Genomic DNA, 17,287 nt, shown 5'->3' on the forward strand with positions numbered 1-17,287 from the left:
ACTTTCGTTTGTTTCCTTTCTCTTGTGAAGACCCAAAACGAAACGGCTACTCCAGCACCACGAAATCGGCGGCGTCGGTCATGCCGTTGGTGAGGCGCGTCACGAACACTGGCGCCGTCGTGGCATCCTTGAAGATGGCGATGCCCGTTTTGTCGCGCACGAAAAGGTGGCCATCACCCGTGAGTTGCGCCTTGTCGTAGTACACGCTGGACCGCAAATCGTGCCGCGCCACGGCATCGGGGGCGCGCAGGCCCGACAAGGCGTGCGCATCGTGGAAGAGGCACACTTTCTCGGTCAATTCGTCGTTGACGCGCGCCTGGTGAATCACCACCAGCGTGTCATCGTGCACGGTCAAATAGCGGATTTCGCCGTGCACGCCGCCTTCGTCGCAAAGGCCCGTGAGCTGCACGTCCGGCGCCTTGGGGCCGGTCACCGTCGAAATGTCGTTCCAGATGACCACCGGGTTGGAATACGAGCTGCCGAAAAGCCGCCCGCCCGCGAGCTTCAAATGCCACGCGCTCACGTCGGCCAGCCGGTAATCGCTTCCCGCGTCGCCGGTTCGCGAGGATGCGTGGGTCCACGCGAGAAGCCCCGCACCTTGAATCTGCCCGCCATAAAGTGTGTCGCTCGCCTCGTCGTAGGCCATGCCCTCGAGGCCTTGCCATGGGTGCGAGAAGCTCGCGCTCGGAGCCGCGGCGTTGCGCGGAAGAACGCGGATACGGCTGCCGCTCTGGATCCAAAGGCTCCCGCGTCCGTCGACCTGGAGAGAAAGCGCGCTCAACGTTCCGCCGAACGCGCTCGTCGGCACCGCGCTCGCGGGCGTCGCACCATCGCCAAGCGTGGAGGCTCCCTCGAACCGGTACACGGCGGACGCGCCGCTCGAGGTGACGAGCAACGTATCCGCATCGAGCGCGACCCCGCTCGCCGGCCCGTCGATCCCGGCCAATGCGGCGTCCGGCGCGACGTCGGCGGTGATGCCCGTGGCATCGTCCCAGATGCGGACTCCGTTCCCGCCCGCCACGATCAACCGCGCCCCGCTCGCCGCCTCCAGGGCCAAGCCGCCGGTCGAGTCCTGGCTCGAAGCATGTCCACCCGCGTCCGCGCATCCCGCGAACACCACGAAAATAAGCCCCCACGACCTTCGTCCCATCATCGCGTGCCACCTCGCATGGGAGGAGGACGCGGGCCGACCGCCTCGGTTGCAGGCGATCGGCCTCTTTCGTCAGGATGGCGCGATCAGCGGTTCGCGGCCAGCTTGAGCAAGTTGTTCAGCAAGTCGCGCACGCGGGTCAGTTTTCGGCCGCCGTTCTCCGAGACGATCTTCGACACGTCGTCCGTGGTGCGGTGGTAATCGGCATTCAGATTGCCGCCGCCCGAGGGATTGCTCAGCCCCTCGAAGACGAAGAGCACGTCCTCGCCCTTGTCGTAGAACGAGGCGCCGTCCTGACGTCGTGCGTACGAGTTGATATCCTTGTTGATGCGGTCGAACGGATCCGAAAGCGCATTGTTCGCCTGCGTCAAAAGCCCGGACAGGTAGCTCGTCGAGCCATTCGATTTGGTGTCGATGATGCTGATGCGCTGATCGTCCCAGCGCCCCACCATATCCATGTTCACGACGCCGACGATCTGAGACAGCCCAATGCCGGAAATCGGATGATCGACGAAGTATTTCGATCCGACGAGGCCATCTTCCTCGCCCGCCGTCCAGAAGAAGAGAATCGAGCGATTCAACTGCCCACTGGCTTTCGCCTGCGCGAGAAGTGGAACCAGCGCCGCGAGAACGGCACTGCCCGAGCCATTGTCGTCGGCCCCATTGTACACGGCGCCGCCCGAGCTCACCCCGAGGTGATCGAGATGCGCCATGGCCACGATGACCTCGTTTTTCTTGGCGCCCGTGCCTTCGAGCTTCGCCAGCACGTTGTGCGTATTGCCCGCGAGCACCGCATCGGGCTGTGCGGCCAATGCGCGCGCTTCCTCCGACGGCGACTTCGGATCGATGTAGAAGCCGTGCTCGAATTGCGACACGCCGTACGACTGCGCGTCGGTGTCGTGGACGTGTTCTTTCGCCGAATCCGAGGCCAACGCGCCCAATTGGAACGATTGCGCATACGCGCCATTCGAGTCGCCCGGGTTGGGGCCGACCAAACCATGCCTCTTGGCGAGATCCGTGACGTACGTCGCCGCCTTGTCGAAATCCGCCGAGGGGGCATTGCGTCCGCGAAGCGCGTCGCTCGCGAGGTAATTCAGGTGCGTCATTGGATCGGAATCGTCGGCGAGAAGCGCTTCTTCCGAATTCGCTGTTTCGCCAACCTGCGACGGAGCTTGGAGCTCCGCGTTACCGAATGCGCTTTCGCGCGAACTCGCGTCACTGCAAGCCCATAGCGCCAAACCGATCAGCGAGGTGAGAACCACCGCGTGTTGTCTCATTGGAAACCTCCAAGAAAGGAGAGAGTTGGCTTTTTGTCTGGACGACGAGTGGGCTTCGCCGATTGAACAGTCGCGCAATTATCGAGAATGTTCGCGCACGGTCCATCGAAATGGTCCCATGGCGTTACATTCGGTCGTACCCGAGCTTTCGGTCGAGCTTCAATCGACGACGAAATCCGCGTTATACGGCTCGAACGCCGCGGCGATATCCCACCTTCGACAAAGCCTCGTCGATGACATGTTGACGCATTTTCGGCTCATGCTCGGCATCGGCCGTGAGCACGAGGCGGTGCGCCAACACATTGGGCGCCACTGCGCGCACATCGTCGGGCGTGACGAACGCGCGCCCATTGAGCAGCGCGTAGGCCTTCGAAGCTTGCACGAGACCGAGCGTGGCGCGCGGGCTGGCACCCAAGGCTACGCGCGGATGTGTGCGCGTGAAGCCGGTGATGCCCACGGCATAGTCGAACAAATCGTCCTCGACGTGGATGCGCGCGCACGTGGCCTGCAGCGCCGACACGTCCTCCGGATTGAGCACGGAGTGCACCGTGGGGGCATCCACGCCGTAGGTGCGAACCATCTGCGATTCCTCGCGCGGCTGCGGATAGCCCATGGCGACGCGCACCAAGAAGCGGTCGATCTGTGCCTCGGGCAGCGGGTACGTGCCCTCCAGATCGATCGGGTTCTGTGTGGCCAGCACCAAGAAGGGGCGCGGCAGCTCGAAGCGATCGCCCTCGATGGTGACCTGCCCCTCCTGCATCGCCTCGAGCAGCGCGGACTGCGTCTTCGCCGGGGCGCGGTTGATCTCGTCGGCCAAAACGACGTTGGCGAACACCGGACCCGCGCGCAAGGTGAAGGTGCCATCCTTGGGCGAGAGCACGTACGTACCGGTGATGTCCGCCGGCAAAAGGTCCGGGGTGAACTGAATGCGTCGCGCGGAGCAACCCAGCGCGGTGGCAAACGCTTTGACCAGCGTAGTCTTCGCCACGCCGGGAACGCCTTCGAGCAGCACGTGCCCCTTGGCGAGGAGCGCCACGAGCATCGCATCGAGCGAGCGCGATGTGCCGATGTAAGCGCGCGCGACTTCGCGACGAAGCTCCTCGATCCGCTCCTTGGCGGGTGCGATCTCGTTCGTGGTGGCGACGACATTGGCGGCCGTCACAGGAGCACCGAGCCTTCGGCCTCGCGTGAAGATGTGCCGTTCATGTTCGTTCTGGCGCGCGTGCGGGCACGTTCGAGAAGACTGCGGATCGTCTGGGCGGCCGTCATTACGTCGTTGTCGGTTATCTTACTCATGGCCGAGGCGCTACGGGATAGTACCAATGTTTCGACCTGGGCCATGCGGTGGAGCAACTGCCTCAGTTCCTTGATGGATTCGGGCGGGAGAAGCTTCGCTTCGGCGAGCTGCTCCAGCAGAACGTCATGGGCGGGCACCTGATCGAGGTGGAGCAGGCCGCACGTCTCCTCTTCCAGGGCGCTTTTTAGCTCGAGCATCGCCAGCGCGCGCGACGTCTGTGGTGCAGAGAGCATCGCAGCGCGTCCCGCAACACCGCCTTGCGCGATGAGCGGGATGGGTCTCGTGAACCGCGGCACCAGCGGCCGATGGATCCGTCCTGCGTTGGCGCCGACCCAGATGACCACGCCAAGACCGACGAGGACCGCCACCGCGTACAGAGCCCAGGGCGGAAACCCTTCGTGCCGGACGGTGGCAAGTGCATCTTCCAGCCCCCTCAGCCGCCCGCCGAGGTCGGTGAAGAGCGAGTCGTCTGCACCAAATGCCCCGTCTTGCGCAAAGTCGCCCGCGGCGATGTACACGTGTCCGCCGCGCTTTCCCCAGGTGTCATCTTCGCCCGCATACCGCACCAGTGCGCGCGCGAAGCCGCGGTTGTCCGCGTAACGCAGCATCGAGTTCATCACGATGGACGGATCGCCGACCACGAGCAGCCGGCCTTGGCCCACCGCGCCAGCGACGGCCACGAGCACATCGGGTTCGCCCTGACCGCGCACCTTGAGGATCGGCGAGAGATCGGGGTGCTTCACACCGGTCGGGTGATTCGTCACGACCCTTCGCACCTCCGCGACCACCGGGTGCGGTCCGGCCGGTTCCGCGATGGGCAGCTCGGGATCGTTGCGAACGCTGTCGGCGGGGTGGCGTGGCGTTGCCACGCGCTCCATACCGAAATGCCGCAGAAGAGCATCGGCGCGCCCGTAGTCGTCGAGCAAAATGACGCGGCCGCCCGCGCGCATGAAGCGAGCGAGCGATCCCACGTCGAGGGTCTTCTCGGGATGGAGAAGAACGAGGCTGTCCTCGGGACGTAAGTGCGTGAGATCGATGCGTTCCGTCGCCATGATGCGCGCATCGCCAAGCTCGTGACGCGCGAGCTGGACGAACTCGGCCGCGCCTTCCCAGTCCGTGCCCGTGATGTCGAACGGATGAGCGCCGCTCTCACCTGGTGCCGCGTACGCCACACGCGCCAAGAGCAGGGCAAAAACCGCGAGAATGAGCCACGTCAACGCGAAAAATCGTGCGCGCTGGACGGCGTGCGATCGCGGTCCTAGCTTCCGTGGGTGCGAAATGATGCCCGCATTGGCGCGGCTCGTCATGAGTGACCAGATTATCTCAGGTTGGCGTTCTCTTGACCATGGCACCCAGGTTGCTAACAATTTACTCGAGGAGTCCTCGCAAAGCTGGTTCGTCTGAAACAGGAGGAGGTCCGATGCTCCCCCCTTTCATCATCGAGCAAATTCGCAAACGGGAAGAGGAAGAACGAGCACGCTACGAGCAACCACAGCTCGAGCTACCCGTCATGCCTCCGCGCCCACGCCCGCGCTACGATGTACCGGACGATGAAGCCAATCGCGGGGTGATCATCCTCGACATCTGAAGCCAAGATGTGAGACCCCGGATCGGACAGGTCTGAAAGGCCGGGGCGCGCGCGGAAGAGGATGCTTCGACCGTCCGCTCGCGGAAGAGATTAATCCTGTGCGCAGGAAGCGCGGGCCGTACTAGGCTCCCGGCCGAAATGCTGCGCCGTCTTATGGGGGCGGCCGCTGTTACCCTCTGCGCCTGCTATTCCGGCGGAGGAAATGGCAGTGATCCTCCCTCCAACCAACTGTACTTTCCTGTAGGGCTTGCCGTATCGACCGGGGGAAACGTGCTTTATGCCGTCAACTCGGACTTCGACCTCCAGTGGAGCGGAGGCACCCTTCAGTCTTACGACTTGTTCAAGCTTCGGCATGACATCGGAGTCATGCTCAACTGGGACCCCGGGCCGGACCAGCGGAACTTTCCGGGCCTCCCGTACGTCGAGGACCACAAGCCGGCGTTTTTCTGCAAGCCGGATGGCACCTTCCCGGGTGGTCCCGAGGTCGACCAGAACAACAACCGCATCCCGGTGGGTCGCATCTGCGCGCCGCCCATGCACTCCGAGGCGTATTTCCACGACTCGGTGACCATCGGCGCATTCGCCACGGATCTGCAGCTGTCGCGCGGCACGCTCGATGGCAGCCCGACGGGCGGGCGGCGGCTGTTCATGCCGATGCGCAGCGATGCGTCGCTGACATGGGTCGACATTGCCGCGGACGATCCGGCAATCGCACCCCCGGATCTGGCGCCCGGCGACTCGTCCTTTCCGCCGTTCGCACTTCGATGCAACGGTGGCGCGACCGGTCACGGGGCGCGTTGTGACGCGGGCCACAGCGCCGGCAATAACCCGAACGAGCTCGGAAATAACCGGAAGATCACGATGCCCGGTGAGCCGTTCGGCATGGCGCAGACGGAGGATGGTACCGCCATCGTCGTCACCCACCAGAACGACACGCGGACGAGCCTTTTTGGCACCGGACTTCATCCAGTGGGAACCGGCGATGGTTGTCCGCTGCCGGTGCCGGTGGCAAATCCGCAGAACCCCACCGCGCCCGCCCTGCAGTTCGTGGCGGAGAACATCACGATCGGCGGCAACGGCATCGCGTCCATTCCGCACGATGTGGATGCGTACGCAGGGAACTGCGACAAGATGCCTCGTCCTGCGTTCTGGCAGACGAGCCGGTTTCTCCCGAGGCTCGATCGCGTTCGCTACTACGCGGACGACGGTCAGAGCGGCTGGGATCCGACGAGCAAGATCCCCCCTTCCGCGCCGCAGTATCGTCCATACCTGCAGGGTGAGGCCACCGTTTCGATCTTCACCAACCCCTCGGGTATCGATTCACGCGGCATCGCCATCGACAACACGCAGCGCATCGCGTGCAAGGCGCAGCCGGGGGCCGACAAGACGAAGTGCGCGCAGCTTCCGGCGCGGGCGTTCATCGCGAATCGACAGCCCGCGACGGTGCTCATTGGGCAAGTGGGCGCGGTGACGACGGAGGGCGGGTACAACCCCGACGACATCTCGATTTACGCGAACATCCCGCTCACCGTGGGGGCCTCGCGCGTGTACTTGGCGCCCATCGTCGATCGCCAAGGGAACTACGCGCTTCGCCTGTTCATCGTCTGCTTCGACTCGGCGACCATCTTCGTCTACGACCCGCAGACGGAGCAGATCGAAAACGTCATCCGCGTGGGCACTGGGCCCTTTGCCATGGCGTTCGACCCGTTCGACATCAACGACGTGGCCCTTCGCAAGCCCGTCCCCGTCGACGACCGTCAGAAGGACCCTATTTTTGCGGCATCCCCGCTTCGTCGTTACAGCTTTGCGTATGTCGCGAGCTTCACCAATTCCTTCGTTCAAGTGATCGACCTCGATAATTCACGGCCCAAGGCCCCGAACGGGCAACCGCTCAACGCGACCTTCGAAACCGTCGTCTACACGTTGGGAACGCCAACGGCACCGAAAGGTTCGAACTGATGTCGCGCAAGGTAGCTTTCGTTGGTTTCGGGGTGGCTCTCATGGCGGGCTTGCTCGCCATGTCCGTCGCCAGCTGCACGCAGAACTCCAACCAGGTCAACGTGCGTTCCTTCGAGCTCGCGCGTCAGGTCGACTTCGTCTGCATGCGCGTCTACGGTCGCTTGGCCACCGACGATCCGAACACCCTGCGCGCAATTCCCGCGCAGCCGACGGTGCCGGGCAATTGCCCGCCCGTTCCGACCAACGTCGACGGAACGTTCATCAACTGGCACCTCTTCGCGCTGGTGACGCAGTTCACGCGCGGCGAGGTCGCGGTGGTCGATCTCACCGCCGGCACGGTCGTCGACATCGATCGGCAGACGCCGGGCATCAACTTCCTGCCCGTGGGTGCACAGCCCACGGACGTCGTCGTCTCGCCCGATGGGAAGATGACCTTCGTCGCGGCGGCGGAGCCCAACAAGCCGGCCATCTATGGCATCGCGAACCGCGAGATCTTGGGCGATTCGCAGCAGTCGCAGGGCCTGCCCGCCGAAGGCACGCGTCCCATTCCGAAGCTCACCACCTGGCCCGTCTGCGCGTTGCCGCAGAAGCCGGGCGCCATCTCCATCGTCCCGCGAAACACGAACAACGATGGTGGCACCGATGTAGGACCGCCGGAGTCGCAGTACGAGATTGCCGTCGTTCTGCCGGGTGAAGCGGGCAAATCGGCCAAGCTGATCACCCTGGATCCCAAGCCGTTCCTGCGCGGCGCCGATCCGGCCACGCCGCCGGGTGACTCGGGCGCTCTGCTCGACGAGCGGCTCGAGCCGACGCCGGGGCCGCGCCTCGAACCGGGCGCGCTCCAGGAATGCCCCATCACCAGCGCCATCGAGTTGTCGGGCGACGTGCCCGATACGTGGAAGCCCGGCCCGCAGTGGGACGACGGCATCCGCAATGCGGCCGGCGATGCGGGAAATGCGCTGCCCCCGGCGTTGGGGTGCGCGGCGCCGGCGCCGGGTGGTGGAGGCGGTGGCGGTGCACAGGATGCGGGTGACGCCGGTGATGCAGGGCCGGCGGCAGATGCCGGTCCCGATCTTCCGATTCCCTCGGTCTCGCAGGGCGATCCATTTGGCGCGTACGCCGCGCGCGATGGGCAGACGCTCTACGTGGCCGACGGCGCATTGCCGATCATCCACGTGATGGATCTCTCCACACCGGGTAGTCCCAAGGAGTTGCCTCCGCTGGTGGCCACCAGCCAGGTCAATCCCCTGCGCGAAGTCTCGGTGGGGCAGATTGCCGTGAGCCCGCCGACGCGCGAGTTCAAGAAGTACCTCTACGCGGTCGATCGCAAAGAGGGGAGCATCATGGTGTACGACGTCACCGATCCGGCGACGTCGCCGCGCGTTCCCCTTTCTCGTCCGCATCCGGAGGTGAATCCCTTCCAGACGCCCGACCGCCTTTCCTTCGGCGTGCCGGTGGCCGCGCTGACCTTCGTGCGCCACGATTTTTCGCCGCGCAATCCGAACGACGGGACGTTGATGACCGCCGGCGTGCGCGGTGCGTTGTGCAACCCCAATTCGAATGCGAGCTCCACGCCGGGCGCGGCGGACTTCGATCCGGGAACGCTGTTCCGCGAGGATGCGCAGAATCAAGATCCGGCGTTGCTCCTCGGGCCTTCGCGCTTGCGCGGCATCTTTGCCTTCGTGACGTTGACCAACGGCCGCATGATCGCGGTCGACGTCGATGATTGGGATTCGCCTTGCCGGCGCCCGCTGAACATGAGCATCGCGAACAGCTCCGTCACGCCACCGCTGGCAGCGACGGGCGGGCGGGGTGCTTACGAGGCACCCCAGGGCGTGCGGGGCCAGAGCAACGAGCTCTACTTCCCGATGACCGCGCCAAACCGTGCGCGATCTCAGTACCGGATTCGCTACACGACCACCGACACCACGATCTCGGACTCGCTGGGCTCGGGGCACGTGCCGACGTTGGAGGCGCGCCCGCAGCTGCTCGTGAACGGGAACACCCTGCAGACGGTGGGGCCCGAGGGACGGGCCAATCCGCTCCTCGTTCCGACGAGCACGGGCTATCCCGATCCGCGCTTCTTCGATCCGGTGACTCGCCAGGAAGTGCAGCCCGACATTCCGGGAATTCGCTTCTCGTACGAGCAGCCGGAGGTGCACTTCGATCAAGACTGGGCCACGTTTTACGAGGGTGTCCTTCCGGGCATGGACGGCTTCCAAGGCATCCTGACGAAGAACGGCGACTACGAGACGATGACGTTGTCGCAGCCCGCGGCTTCCTTTTGCCGTAAGGGCGTGGAAGATGCCCGCTTGGGCGCCCAACGCGCAGCGCTGCTCGGGCCGGCGATGTCTCAAGCGGGCCTGCTCACGCCCGCCGCGCCGCTCGAGCAGCACCTCGGTGACTACGTGCAGATCACGGACGACATTCTGGACGTCTCGGATCCGTACTGGGCGCAGGCCAATTCGTGCTGGGAAGGTGACTTGGCGCAGCCCGCTGGTGCACCGCAAGCGCCTGCGTCGGTTGCCACCGCGCGACACGATGCGTGCGTGGCGAACTTCCGCAACTTCTCCGACGAGATCACGCCCAGCGCATACCGCGATTTCCCGATCTTGGAGGCGTACGACGACCACCTCGTGTTGGGCGCGTACTCCTATCCGCCGGGGTCTTCGTTGTCCGGGCCCGACATCGGACGCCGCCTCATCGAGCGCAACGCGAGCTTCAACCGGGTCCCCTTGCGGACGATGCAGTGCTGCTTCCACAACCAGGCGCACTTCCGCGTGCGCACCGGCGGCGAGTGGCTCGCACTTGGTAGCAGCGTTGGATATTTGCACCACATCATCAAGGACGCGAACAACGCCTGCGTGCAGTCGTGCGCCACCCGCGACCAGCTCCTCAACGCGCGCATTCCCGCCCTGCCGTATCCCTGCCGGGGCACGCAAAACGGCCAGTGCACCAACCTGCGCGAGGACCTCACGTCGGTGCCGCTCCTCGACCGGAATAGTCCGCTGGTGATGCGCAATCCCGCGCTGAGCTTTGGCATCTACAACGGCACGCGGACCGGCAACGACAACGCCGGGCCGTTCGACGCCCCACCGCCGCGCGACGCGCGATGGGGGTTCACCACGCGGGGCGGGTACGTCAACTACACGCTCAACCTGGCGAGCACGACGACTTCGGTCAGCCCGCAGTCGATGCGCTTCGTCGAAGCATTCCAGCAGCTGGCGGTGGTGGATGGCGCGGCGCAGGGCCTCATGTTGTTCGATTTGAACAACGTGACCTTGGCGCATTCGCCCTACTTCTGACCGACTTCCGACCTACCTCGGATCGGGGTTTACGGCAGCCGTTGGCACGCGTATGTCGATGTCGATGGCTAAGCAGCAGGATCCGGCCGCCACGCCGTTGATGCGGCAATACCTGACGGCGAAAGAGAAGCACAAAGACGCACTCTTGCTCTTTCGCCTCGGGGACTTTTACGAGCTCTTCTTCGAGGATGCCGTGGTGGCCGCGCGGACCCTCGAGCTCACGCTGACCAGCCGCAACAAAGGGGCCGAGGACGAGATCCCGATGGCGGGCGTGCCCTACCACGCGGCGGGCACGTACATCCAGCGGCTGCTCGACCAGGGATTCAAGGTCGCCATCTGCGAGCAGATGGCCGACCCCTCGAAGGTCAAAGGCATCGTGCCCCGCGAGGTCGTGCGCGTGGTGACGCCGGCCATCGTCTACGACGACAGCTCGCTGGATGCGCGCACCAACCTTTACCTCGTGGCCGTCGAGGAGTCGGGCGGGCGATTCGGCATCGCGGCGATGGACATTTCCACCGGTGAGCTCTCCGCGTGCGAAGCGCAGGATCCCGAAGGCGCGGTCGGCGAATTGGTGCGCCTCGACGCGCGCGAGCTTCTCATCGGCTCGGGCGCGGAAGCCGTGGCGGATGCATTCGCGCTGCTCCGTCCTCGGGCGGTCATTCGTCGTCAGGCGAGCGCGCTGGACGATGCAATGGCGACGTCGACGCTCGATGCCGTCCTGGGGAAGGGGGAGGCGGAAGCCTCGGGAGCTTCGGCGCCTGCACGGCGTGCGGCTGCGCGTTGCCTCGGCGTTGCGCGCGAGTGCGAGGCCGGGCAGAAGCCGCAGGTCGCCCGCCTCGCCGTGTACGAATTGAGTGAGACGCTCTTGCTCGATGACTCCACGCAGGCGCACCTCGAGCTGGTGCGCACGATGGATGGCGACGTGCGCGGTTCCTTGCTCGCGCAGATCGACGAGACGAAGACCGGCCCGGGCGCGCGCCTGCTCCGGCGCCGCCTGCTCGCGCCGCGCACGCAGGTGGCGGAGATCCGCCGGCGGCACGATGCCGTGGAGCTCTTCGTCACGCAGCCCGGGCTTCGCAGTGAGGTGCGCACGCTTCTCGCGCGCGTCTCGGACATCGAGCGGCTGGCCATGAAGCTCGCCGTCGGCCGCGCGAACCCGCGCGATCTCGTGGCCCTGGGCCGTTCGCTGGAGGCGCTGCCGGCGTTGGGGCATGCGCTCTCGTCGTGCCCCGACATGAGCGCGCGCGAGGCGCTGGGCATCGAGAAGGACGCGCCTTGGATCGATGCCTGCGAGGACATCTGCAGCAAGATTTCACGCGCCATCGACCCGGATGCTCCCGTGCGCGCGAGCGACGGCGGGGTGATCCGCACCGGCTACGACAAGGCGCTCGACGAAGTGCGCACCCTGGCCAAGGATGGCCAGCGGCTCATCGTGGAGCTCGAGTCGCGCCTTCGCGAAGATGTGCAGATCCCCAGCCTCAAACTGCGCTTCACGCGCGTGTTCGGCTGGTACGTCGAGGTGACGCGCTCGCACACGAGCAAGGCGCCGAAATCGTGGCGGCGCAAGCAAACCGTGGCCAACGCCGAGCGATTCACCTGCGACGAACTCGACGAGCTGGCCGACAAGCTCGCGCATGCCGAAGAGCGCTGCATGGCGCGGGAGACCGAGCTTCTGGCCAAGGTGCTGCGCTTCCTATCGGGCCACGTCGAGCGCCTGCGCGCCGTTGCCGGGCGCTTGGCCGAGTGGGACGTGGCCAGCTCGCTGGCGGAGGTCGCCCACCGCGACGACTACGCGCGCCCCGAGATGGACGACTCGCTTCGCCTGGTCATCGAGGACGGCCGCCACCCCGTCGTCGAAAAGCTCGCCGCGGCGGGCCGTTTCGTGCCCAACGACGTGGCGCTGGATGCCTCGGGCGAGCGCCTCTGGCTGGTCACCGGACCGAACATGGCCGGCAAGTCGACGTTGATGCGCCAGGTGGCCCTCATCGTCATCCTCGCGCAGGCCGGCTCGTTCGTGCCCGCGCGGAGCGCGCAGATCGGCGTCGTCGATCGCGTGCTCACGCGCGTTGGTGCGAGCGACAACCTGGCCAAGGGCGACAGCACCTTCATGGTGGAAATGAAGGAAACCGCCAACGTGCTGCGCCGCGCGACCCGCCGTTCCCTCGTGGTCCTCGACGAAATCGGCCGCGGCACCAGCACCTACGATGGCCTGTCCATCGCGTGGGCCGTCGCCGAGCACCTGCACGACGTCATCGGCTGCCGCGCCATGTTCGCCACGCACTACCACGAGCTCACCGAGCTATGCGCCACACGGCAGGGCAGTGTGAACTTCAGCGTCTCCGCCCGCGAGCACGAGGGCACGCTCATCTTCCTCCACAAATTGCAGCGAGGCGCCGCCTCCCGCAGCTACGGCGTGGCCTGCGCGCGCCTCGCAGGCATCCCCGAGATCGTGCTCGCACGCGCCCGCACCTTGCTCGCCGACCTGGAACGCGGTGCTCCGCTTCCGAGTGGCGCCCACGCGTCGTTGCGACGACGCGATCGCACACCGCGATCGCAATTGGGGCTCTTCGACCCGGGGCCCGATGCCCGCGAAGAGACGCCGGAGGCCAAGGCTGTCCGTGAATTGGCCGAAACATTGCGCAGCCTCGATGCGGATCGCCTGACCCCATTGGAAGCGCTTCAACTCATTGCAACGTGGAAAAAGCAAATCACGCCATGACACGCAATCGTTGAAATGTTGCCTTGAGAACGAGATGGGCACCATGTCTCATGGCGCCCATCGTGTTCCGCCCGTCCCGACGTCAGATCCTCGTAGGCGGCGCGGCCGGCGCCGCCTCCTCGCTGCTTCCTCCTTCTTTGCACCGGGCACTCGCCGTGCCCGCACGACCCGGTGGTCTCAAAGCCATCGAGCACGTGGTCGTGCTCATGCAGGAAAATAGGTCTTTCGACCAGTATTTCGGCACCTTGCGCGGGGTGCGCGGGTTCTCCGATCCCAACGCCATTCGCTTGCCGGATGGCGGTTCGGTGTTCGCGCAGCGCACGCCCGAGGGCAAAATCGTCGGGCCATTCTTGTCGCGCAAAGCCGCCCAGGCCAGCGGGAAAGCCGATACGGCGGTGCAATACATCGGCACGCTCGATCACGATTGGGCGGGCGGCCACCACGCATGGTCCCGCGGGTGGCTCGACCAATGGATCCCGGCCAAGACGGAATCGACGATGGCCTATTACGATCGGCGCGATATCGCATTTCATTGCGAGCTCGCCGACGTATTCACGGTGTGTGACGCCTACCACTGCTCCGTGCAGGGCGCGACGAACCCGAATCGCATGTACCTGATGACGGGCACCGTCGGCTACGAGCCTGGCTCCAACGTGCGCCGCGCGATCTCCAACGACGCCTACGACGAGGAAACCCACGCGGGCTACGACTGGACGACCTACCCCGAGCGCCTCCAGCACGCGGGCGTGAGCTGGCAGGTCTACCAGGAGTGGGACAACTTCACCGACAACGCGCTCGAGTTCTTCGTTCGCTTCAAGGCCATCGCGCGAAAAGCGCTGTCGAAGACCGTGTCCTACCGCACCATGACGGCCTTCTACGAAGCCGTGCAAAAGGCTCCGAACGAGCACGCGCGGCAGACGCTCTTGGCGCAGCTCGAGGAAGGTGTGGGGACACTGAGGCGCGAAGAGCGAAGCCTCTTCGAGCGTGCCCTGCGACGGCATCCCTCGGGAAAGCTGCTCGATCGCTTCGAGTCCGACGTGGCGAGGGGCCGGCTGCCCAAGGTCTCGTACATCGTCACGAACGCCGCCGATTCCGAGCACCCCAGCGTGTCCTCGCCCGCGGCCGGTGCGCAGTTCATTTACCGGCTGCTCGACATCTTGGCATCCCGCCCCGACGTGTGGTCGCGCACGGTGTTTCTTCTCACCTACGACGAGAACGACGGATTCTTCGACCATGTGCCGCCGCCCGTGCCCGAGGAAGCGTCGGCGGAGCAGCCCGCGCCCGGTCCGGAGATCTACGACCGACTGCCCATTGGGCTGGGATTTCGCGTTCCCACCATCGTCATCTCACCGTGGAGCGCCGGCGGGTACGTGTGCTCCGAGGTCTTTGACCACACGTCCGTGGTGCGCTTTTTGGAGAAGTGGACCGGCATCGTCGAGCCGAACATCAGCGAGTGGCGCCGCACGGTCTGCGGTGATCTTCTCTCGTGCTTCGACTTCGAGGCAGCTGCCCCGCGGCCGCCGGTGCGAGCACCCGAGCCGCTTCCGCCCGCGGTTCCTCGCTGGCATCCTGCGCCGCCCGTCGTGGCGGAAATCCCGCAGCAGGAGCCAGGAGAACGCCCCGCGCGCCCGCTGCCGTACGCGCCCGAGGCGCGGTGCGAGGTCGACGCGGAAAACCGCCGCCTCACGATTCACCTTCGCAACCGAGGCACGGAAAGCGCGCACTTCGTCATTTACCCGTACGCGGCCGCCACCGAGTGGCCCCTCCACGTGGACGTGCGCGTGGGCAAAACGCGCATTTTTCCCATCACGGGCAACGAGTACGATCTCGTGGTCGACGGCCCGGCGGGATTCCGTCGCGAGTTCCGCGGGCGTATTCCCTAGACCTTTCGCGCTCGGAAGCAATCGCGCACGTGGTCGTCGACCAGGCCGCACGCCTGCATGAACGCGTACATGATGGTCGACCCCACGAAACGGAATCCGCGCTTTTTGAGCTCCTTGCTCATGGCATCCGACTCGGCAGTGGTCGCGGGCACGTCTTTCAACGTGCGGCGCCTTTTCACGATGGGTTCTCCGTCGACGAAGCTCCAGATGAACCGATCGAAGGACCCCTCGGCCTCCTGCACCTCGAGGAACGCGCGCGCGTTGCCGATGGTCGCGTCGATTTTGAGGCGGTTGCGCACGATGCCCTCGTTGGCCAGCAGTGCGGCGCGCTTTTTGGCGTCGTACTTCACGATCTTCTTCGGGTCGAAGCCGTCGAAGGCTTTTCGGTACGCCTCGCGCTTTCGCAAGATGGTGATCCACGAGAGCCCCGCCTGGGCGCCCTCCAGGATGAGCATCTCGAAGAGCTTTCGATCGTCGTGCTGGGGCACGCCCCATTCTTCGTCGTGGTAGCGGATGTAGAGAGGATCCGTCGTCGCCCATCCGCAGCGGGTCACAGTCCGGGTCGGCATCGTTTCGGATCCCTAGGGTCTACCGCGCGCGCACGGTAGAGCGGTACGCCTGAAGGCGCGAGATATCGAGGTGCGTGGCCGACTCGACGTGGAAGTCGATGTTCGACGCGGGCAGGCCCAGGTCGACGAGCGCGGGCGGGTCCTCTTCGGCGCGGAGGGCTTCCTCGGCCACGGAGCGGAAGGCAAGGCGCTTCGCCTCCGTGTCGAAGACGACGCGCACCCGTTCGAGGCGCGTTCCCCCGAGCGACAGATGCAAGCGCAGCGCGGTCATCATGGCGTTGGCGCACGCCTCGACGCTGATGCGCGCGGCGCCCGTGCCCAGGGCAGGGAAGGCGAGGGAGCGCAGCCCGAGCTCGTCGGCCAGGAGAAATGCGCGCTGGGTGGCGCGGCCGACGCAGGAGATCTCGTTCCAGCCGCTCACCGCGTGCAGAACGCGGCGCGCGCGAAGGTTGCCCGCGCCCGTGGGTACACACGTGCCCAAGGCCTGCTCGCCGTTGCGCATCGCTTCATCCTCGATGCCATCGCCGCCGCGCCGTCGGAGCGCATCGCCCACGCCCGTGCGCATGCGCATATGGTAGTTGCCCGAAGAGACGATGCCGTCGACCTCCGCCTCGGAGAGATCGCCCACCTCCAGGCTGATGGTGCAATCGAGAAGCCGGAACGTGAATTCGCCTTGGCACACCAGCGGCGCCGCCTGGATCGAGGAGCGCAACGCGTGCTCGATCATGGCGAAGTGCCGCCCCGCCGTGGCTGCATGCGGAAGGCGCTCTGCCGGATCTTTGCGCAGCATGGCCGCCAGCAAATGCTGGAAATATCCTTCCTGAGGGTGCTCCGGCGCAGGGAACGTCACCGTCACGTTGGGATCGAGCAATTGGTGCAATCCTGGAAAAGGCGGTGTGCCATATCGCAAGAGGTACGCGGTCGCGCCTGCGCCGAAGACGTCCGTGCGCCGGTCCACGGGCTCGCCGCGCAGCTGCTCGGGGGCCATGAACGAGGGCGTCCCGCAGATCTCCATGGGCTGCCCGCTGGAAATACCCGCCGCGATCCCGAAGTCGCCCAAGCGGATGCCGGTCTCGGGCGAGCCGAAAACATTGGATGGCTTCACATCGCGATGGATGACCCCGCTCTGGTGTGCGGAGTGGAGCGCCCGGCACGTCTCTTTCAGCACATGACAGATGAACCAAAGAGGAAGCGTCACTCCGAGCGTCTTGCGGCGCCAGGCATCGAGCTCCTCGATGTCGATGCCATCGACGTATTCTTGAACGACGTAGGGAGTTCCCTCGTGGATTCCAGCGTTCAAGGCACGAACGATGCGCGGTTCGGGGATGCGCGCCATCGAACGCGCCTCGTTCAGGACCCGTCGGCTCGCTTCCTCCATGGAAAACGAGGTTTTGCAGAGGGTCTTGATCATCACCGGGATGGACAAGACCTCGTCTTTGGCGAGCCAGACTTCGCTCATGCCGCCTTCGCCGAGGAGCCCCCAAATTTCATAATCTCGAATGCGGGTGCCGGGAGCGGGCATAGGCGGAGACTATCTGAT

The 17,287-nt window shown here is 65.4% G+C and carries 11 protein-coding genes; 5 read left to right on the forward strand and 6 right to left on the reverse strand.

The annotated features are described in order from the left end of the window. Positions 1–46 precede the first annotated feature (46 nt). The 4 genes from LZC95_06940 to LZC95_06955 form a co-directional block, all read right to left on the reverse strand. Positions 47–1,153, reverse strand: coding sequence for a hypothetical protein (locus LZC95_06940; GenBank protein ID WXA96573.1), 1,107 nt, complete (start codon positions 1,151–1,153; stop codon positions 47–49). 83 nt (positions 1,154–1,236) lie between these two features. Beyond that, complete coding sequence (locus LZC95_06945) at positions 1,237–2,427, reverse strand: M28 family peptidase (protein WXA96574.1); 1,191 nt, start codon at positions 2,425–2,427, stop codon at positions 1,237–1,239. Between the two features lie 181 nt (positions 2,428–2,608). Further along, positions 2,609–3,589, reverse strand: a complete 981-nt coding sequence (locus LZC95_06950; GenBank protein WXA96575.1) for a MoxR family ATPase — start codon at positions 3,587–3,589, stop codon at positions 2,609–2,611. After that, positions 3,586–5,031 carry a DUF4350 domain-containing protein gene (locus LZC95_06955; protein WXA96576.1) on the reverse strand — a complete coding sequence of 482 codons (1,446 nt, stop codon included), beginning with the start codon at positions 5,029–5,031 and terminating at the stop codon, positions 3,586–3,588. Before LZC95_06955 ends, LZC95_06950 begins: the two co-directional genes overlap by 4 nt. Before the next feature lie 113 nt (positions 5,032–5,144). Between LZC95_06955 and LZC95_06960 the strand changes: the two genes are divergently transcribed. The 5 genes from LZC95_06960 (at position 5,145) to LZC95_06980 (ending at position 15,178) form a co-directional block, all read left to right on the forward strand. Further along, on the forward strand, positions 5,145–5,312 hold the full coding sequence (locus LZC95_06960) for a hypothetical protein (protein WXA96577.1): 168 nt from the start codon (positions 5,145–5,147) through the stop codon (positions 5,310–5,312). Positions 5,313–5,450: 138 nt separating this feature from the next. After that, positions 5,451–7,271, forward strand: coding sequence for a hypothetical protein (locus LZC95_06965; protein ID WXA96578.1), 1,821 nt, complete (start codon positions 5,451–5,453; stop codon positions 7,269–7,271). Next, complete coding sequence (locus tag LZC95_06970) at positions 7,271–10,576, forward strand: hypothetical protein (protein WXA96579.1); 3,306 nt, start codon at positions 7,271–7,273, stop codon at positions 10,574–10,576. The genes LZC95_06965 and LZC95_06970 overlap by 1 nt, the downstream gene beginning before the upstream one ends. 58 nt (positions 10,577–10,634) lie before the next feature. After that, the gene (gene mutS / locus LZC95_06975) at positions 10,635–13,295 is read left to right on the forward strand and encodes a DNA mismatch repair protein MutS (protein WXA96580.1); all 2,661 of its coding nucleotides are present in this window, start codon (positions 10,635–10,637) and stop codon (positions 13,293–13,295) included. Between the two features lie 62 nt (positions 13,296–13,357). Further along, positions 13,358–15,178, forward strand: coding sequence for a phospholipase C, phosphocholine-specific (locus LZC95_06980; protein ID WXA96581.1), 1,821 nt, complete (start codon positions 13,358–13,360; stop codon positions 15,176–15,178). Here the strand turns inward: LZC95_06980 and LZC95_06985 are convergent. Beyond that, the gene (locus tag LZC95_06985; protein WXB00305.1) at positions 15,175–15,732 is read right to left on the reverse strand and encodes a DNA-3-methyladenine glycosylase I; all 558 of its coding nucleotides are present in this window, start codon (positions 15,730–15,732) and stop codon (positions 15,175–15,177) included. The genes LZC95_06980 and LZC95_06985 overlap by 4 nt on opposite strands. Before the next feature lie 34 nt (positions 15,733–15,766). Next, positions 15,767–17,269 carry a serine/threonine-protein kinase gene (locus LZC95_06990; GenBank protein WXA96582.1) on the reverse strand — a complete coding sequence of 501 codons (1,503 nt, stop codon included), beginning with the start codon at positions 17,267–17,269 and terminating at the stop codon, positions 15,767–15,769. Between the last annotated feature and the right edge of the window lie 18 nt (positions 17,270–17,287).

This window comes from Sorangiineae bacterium MSr12523 (genome assembly GCA_037157775.1).
GTDB lineage: Bacteria > Myxococcota_A > Polyangia > Polyangiales > Polyangiaceae > Pendulispora > Pendulispora brunnea.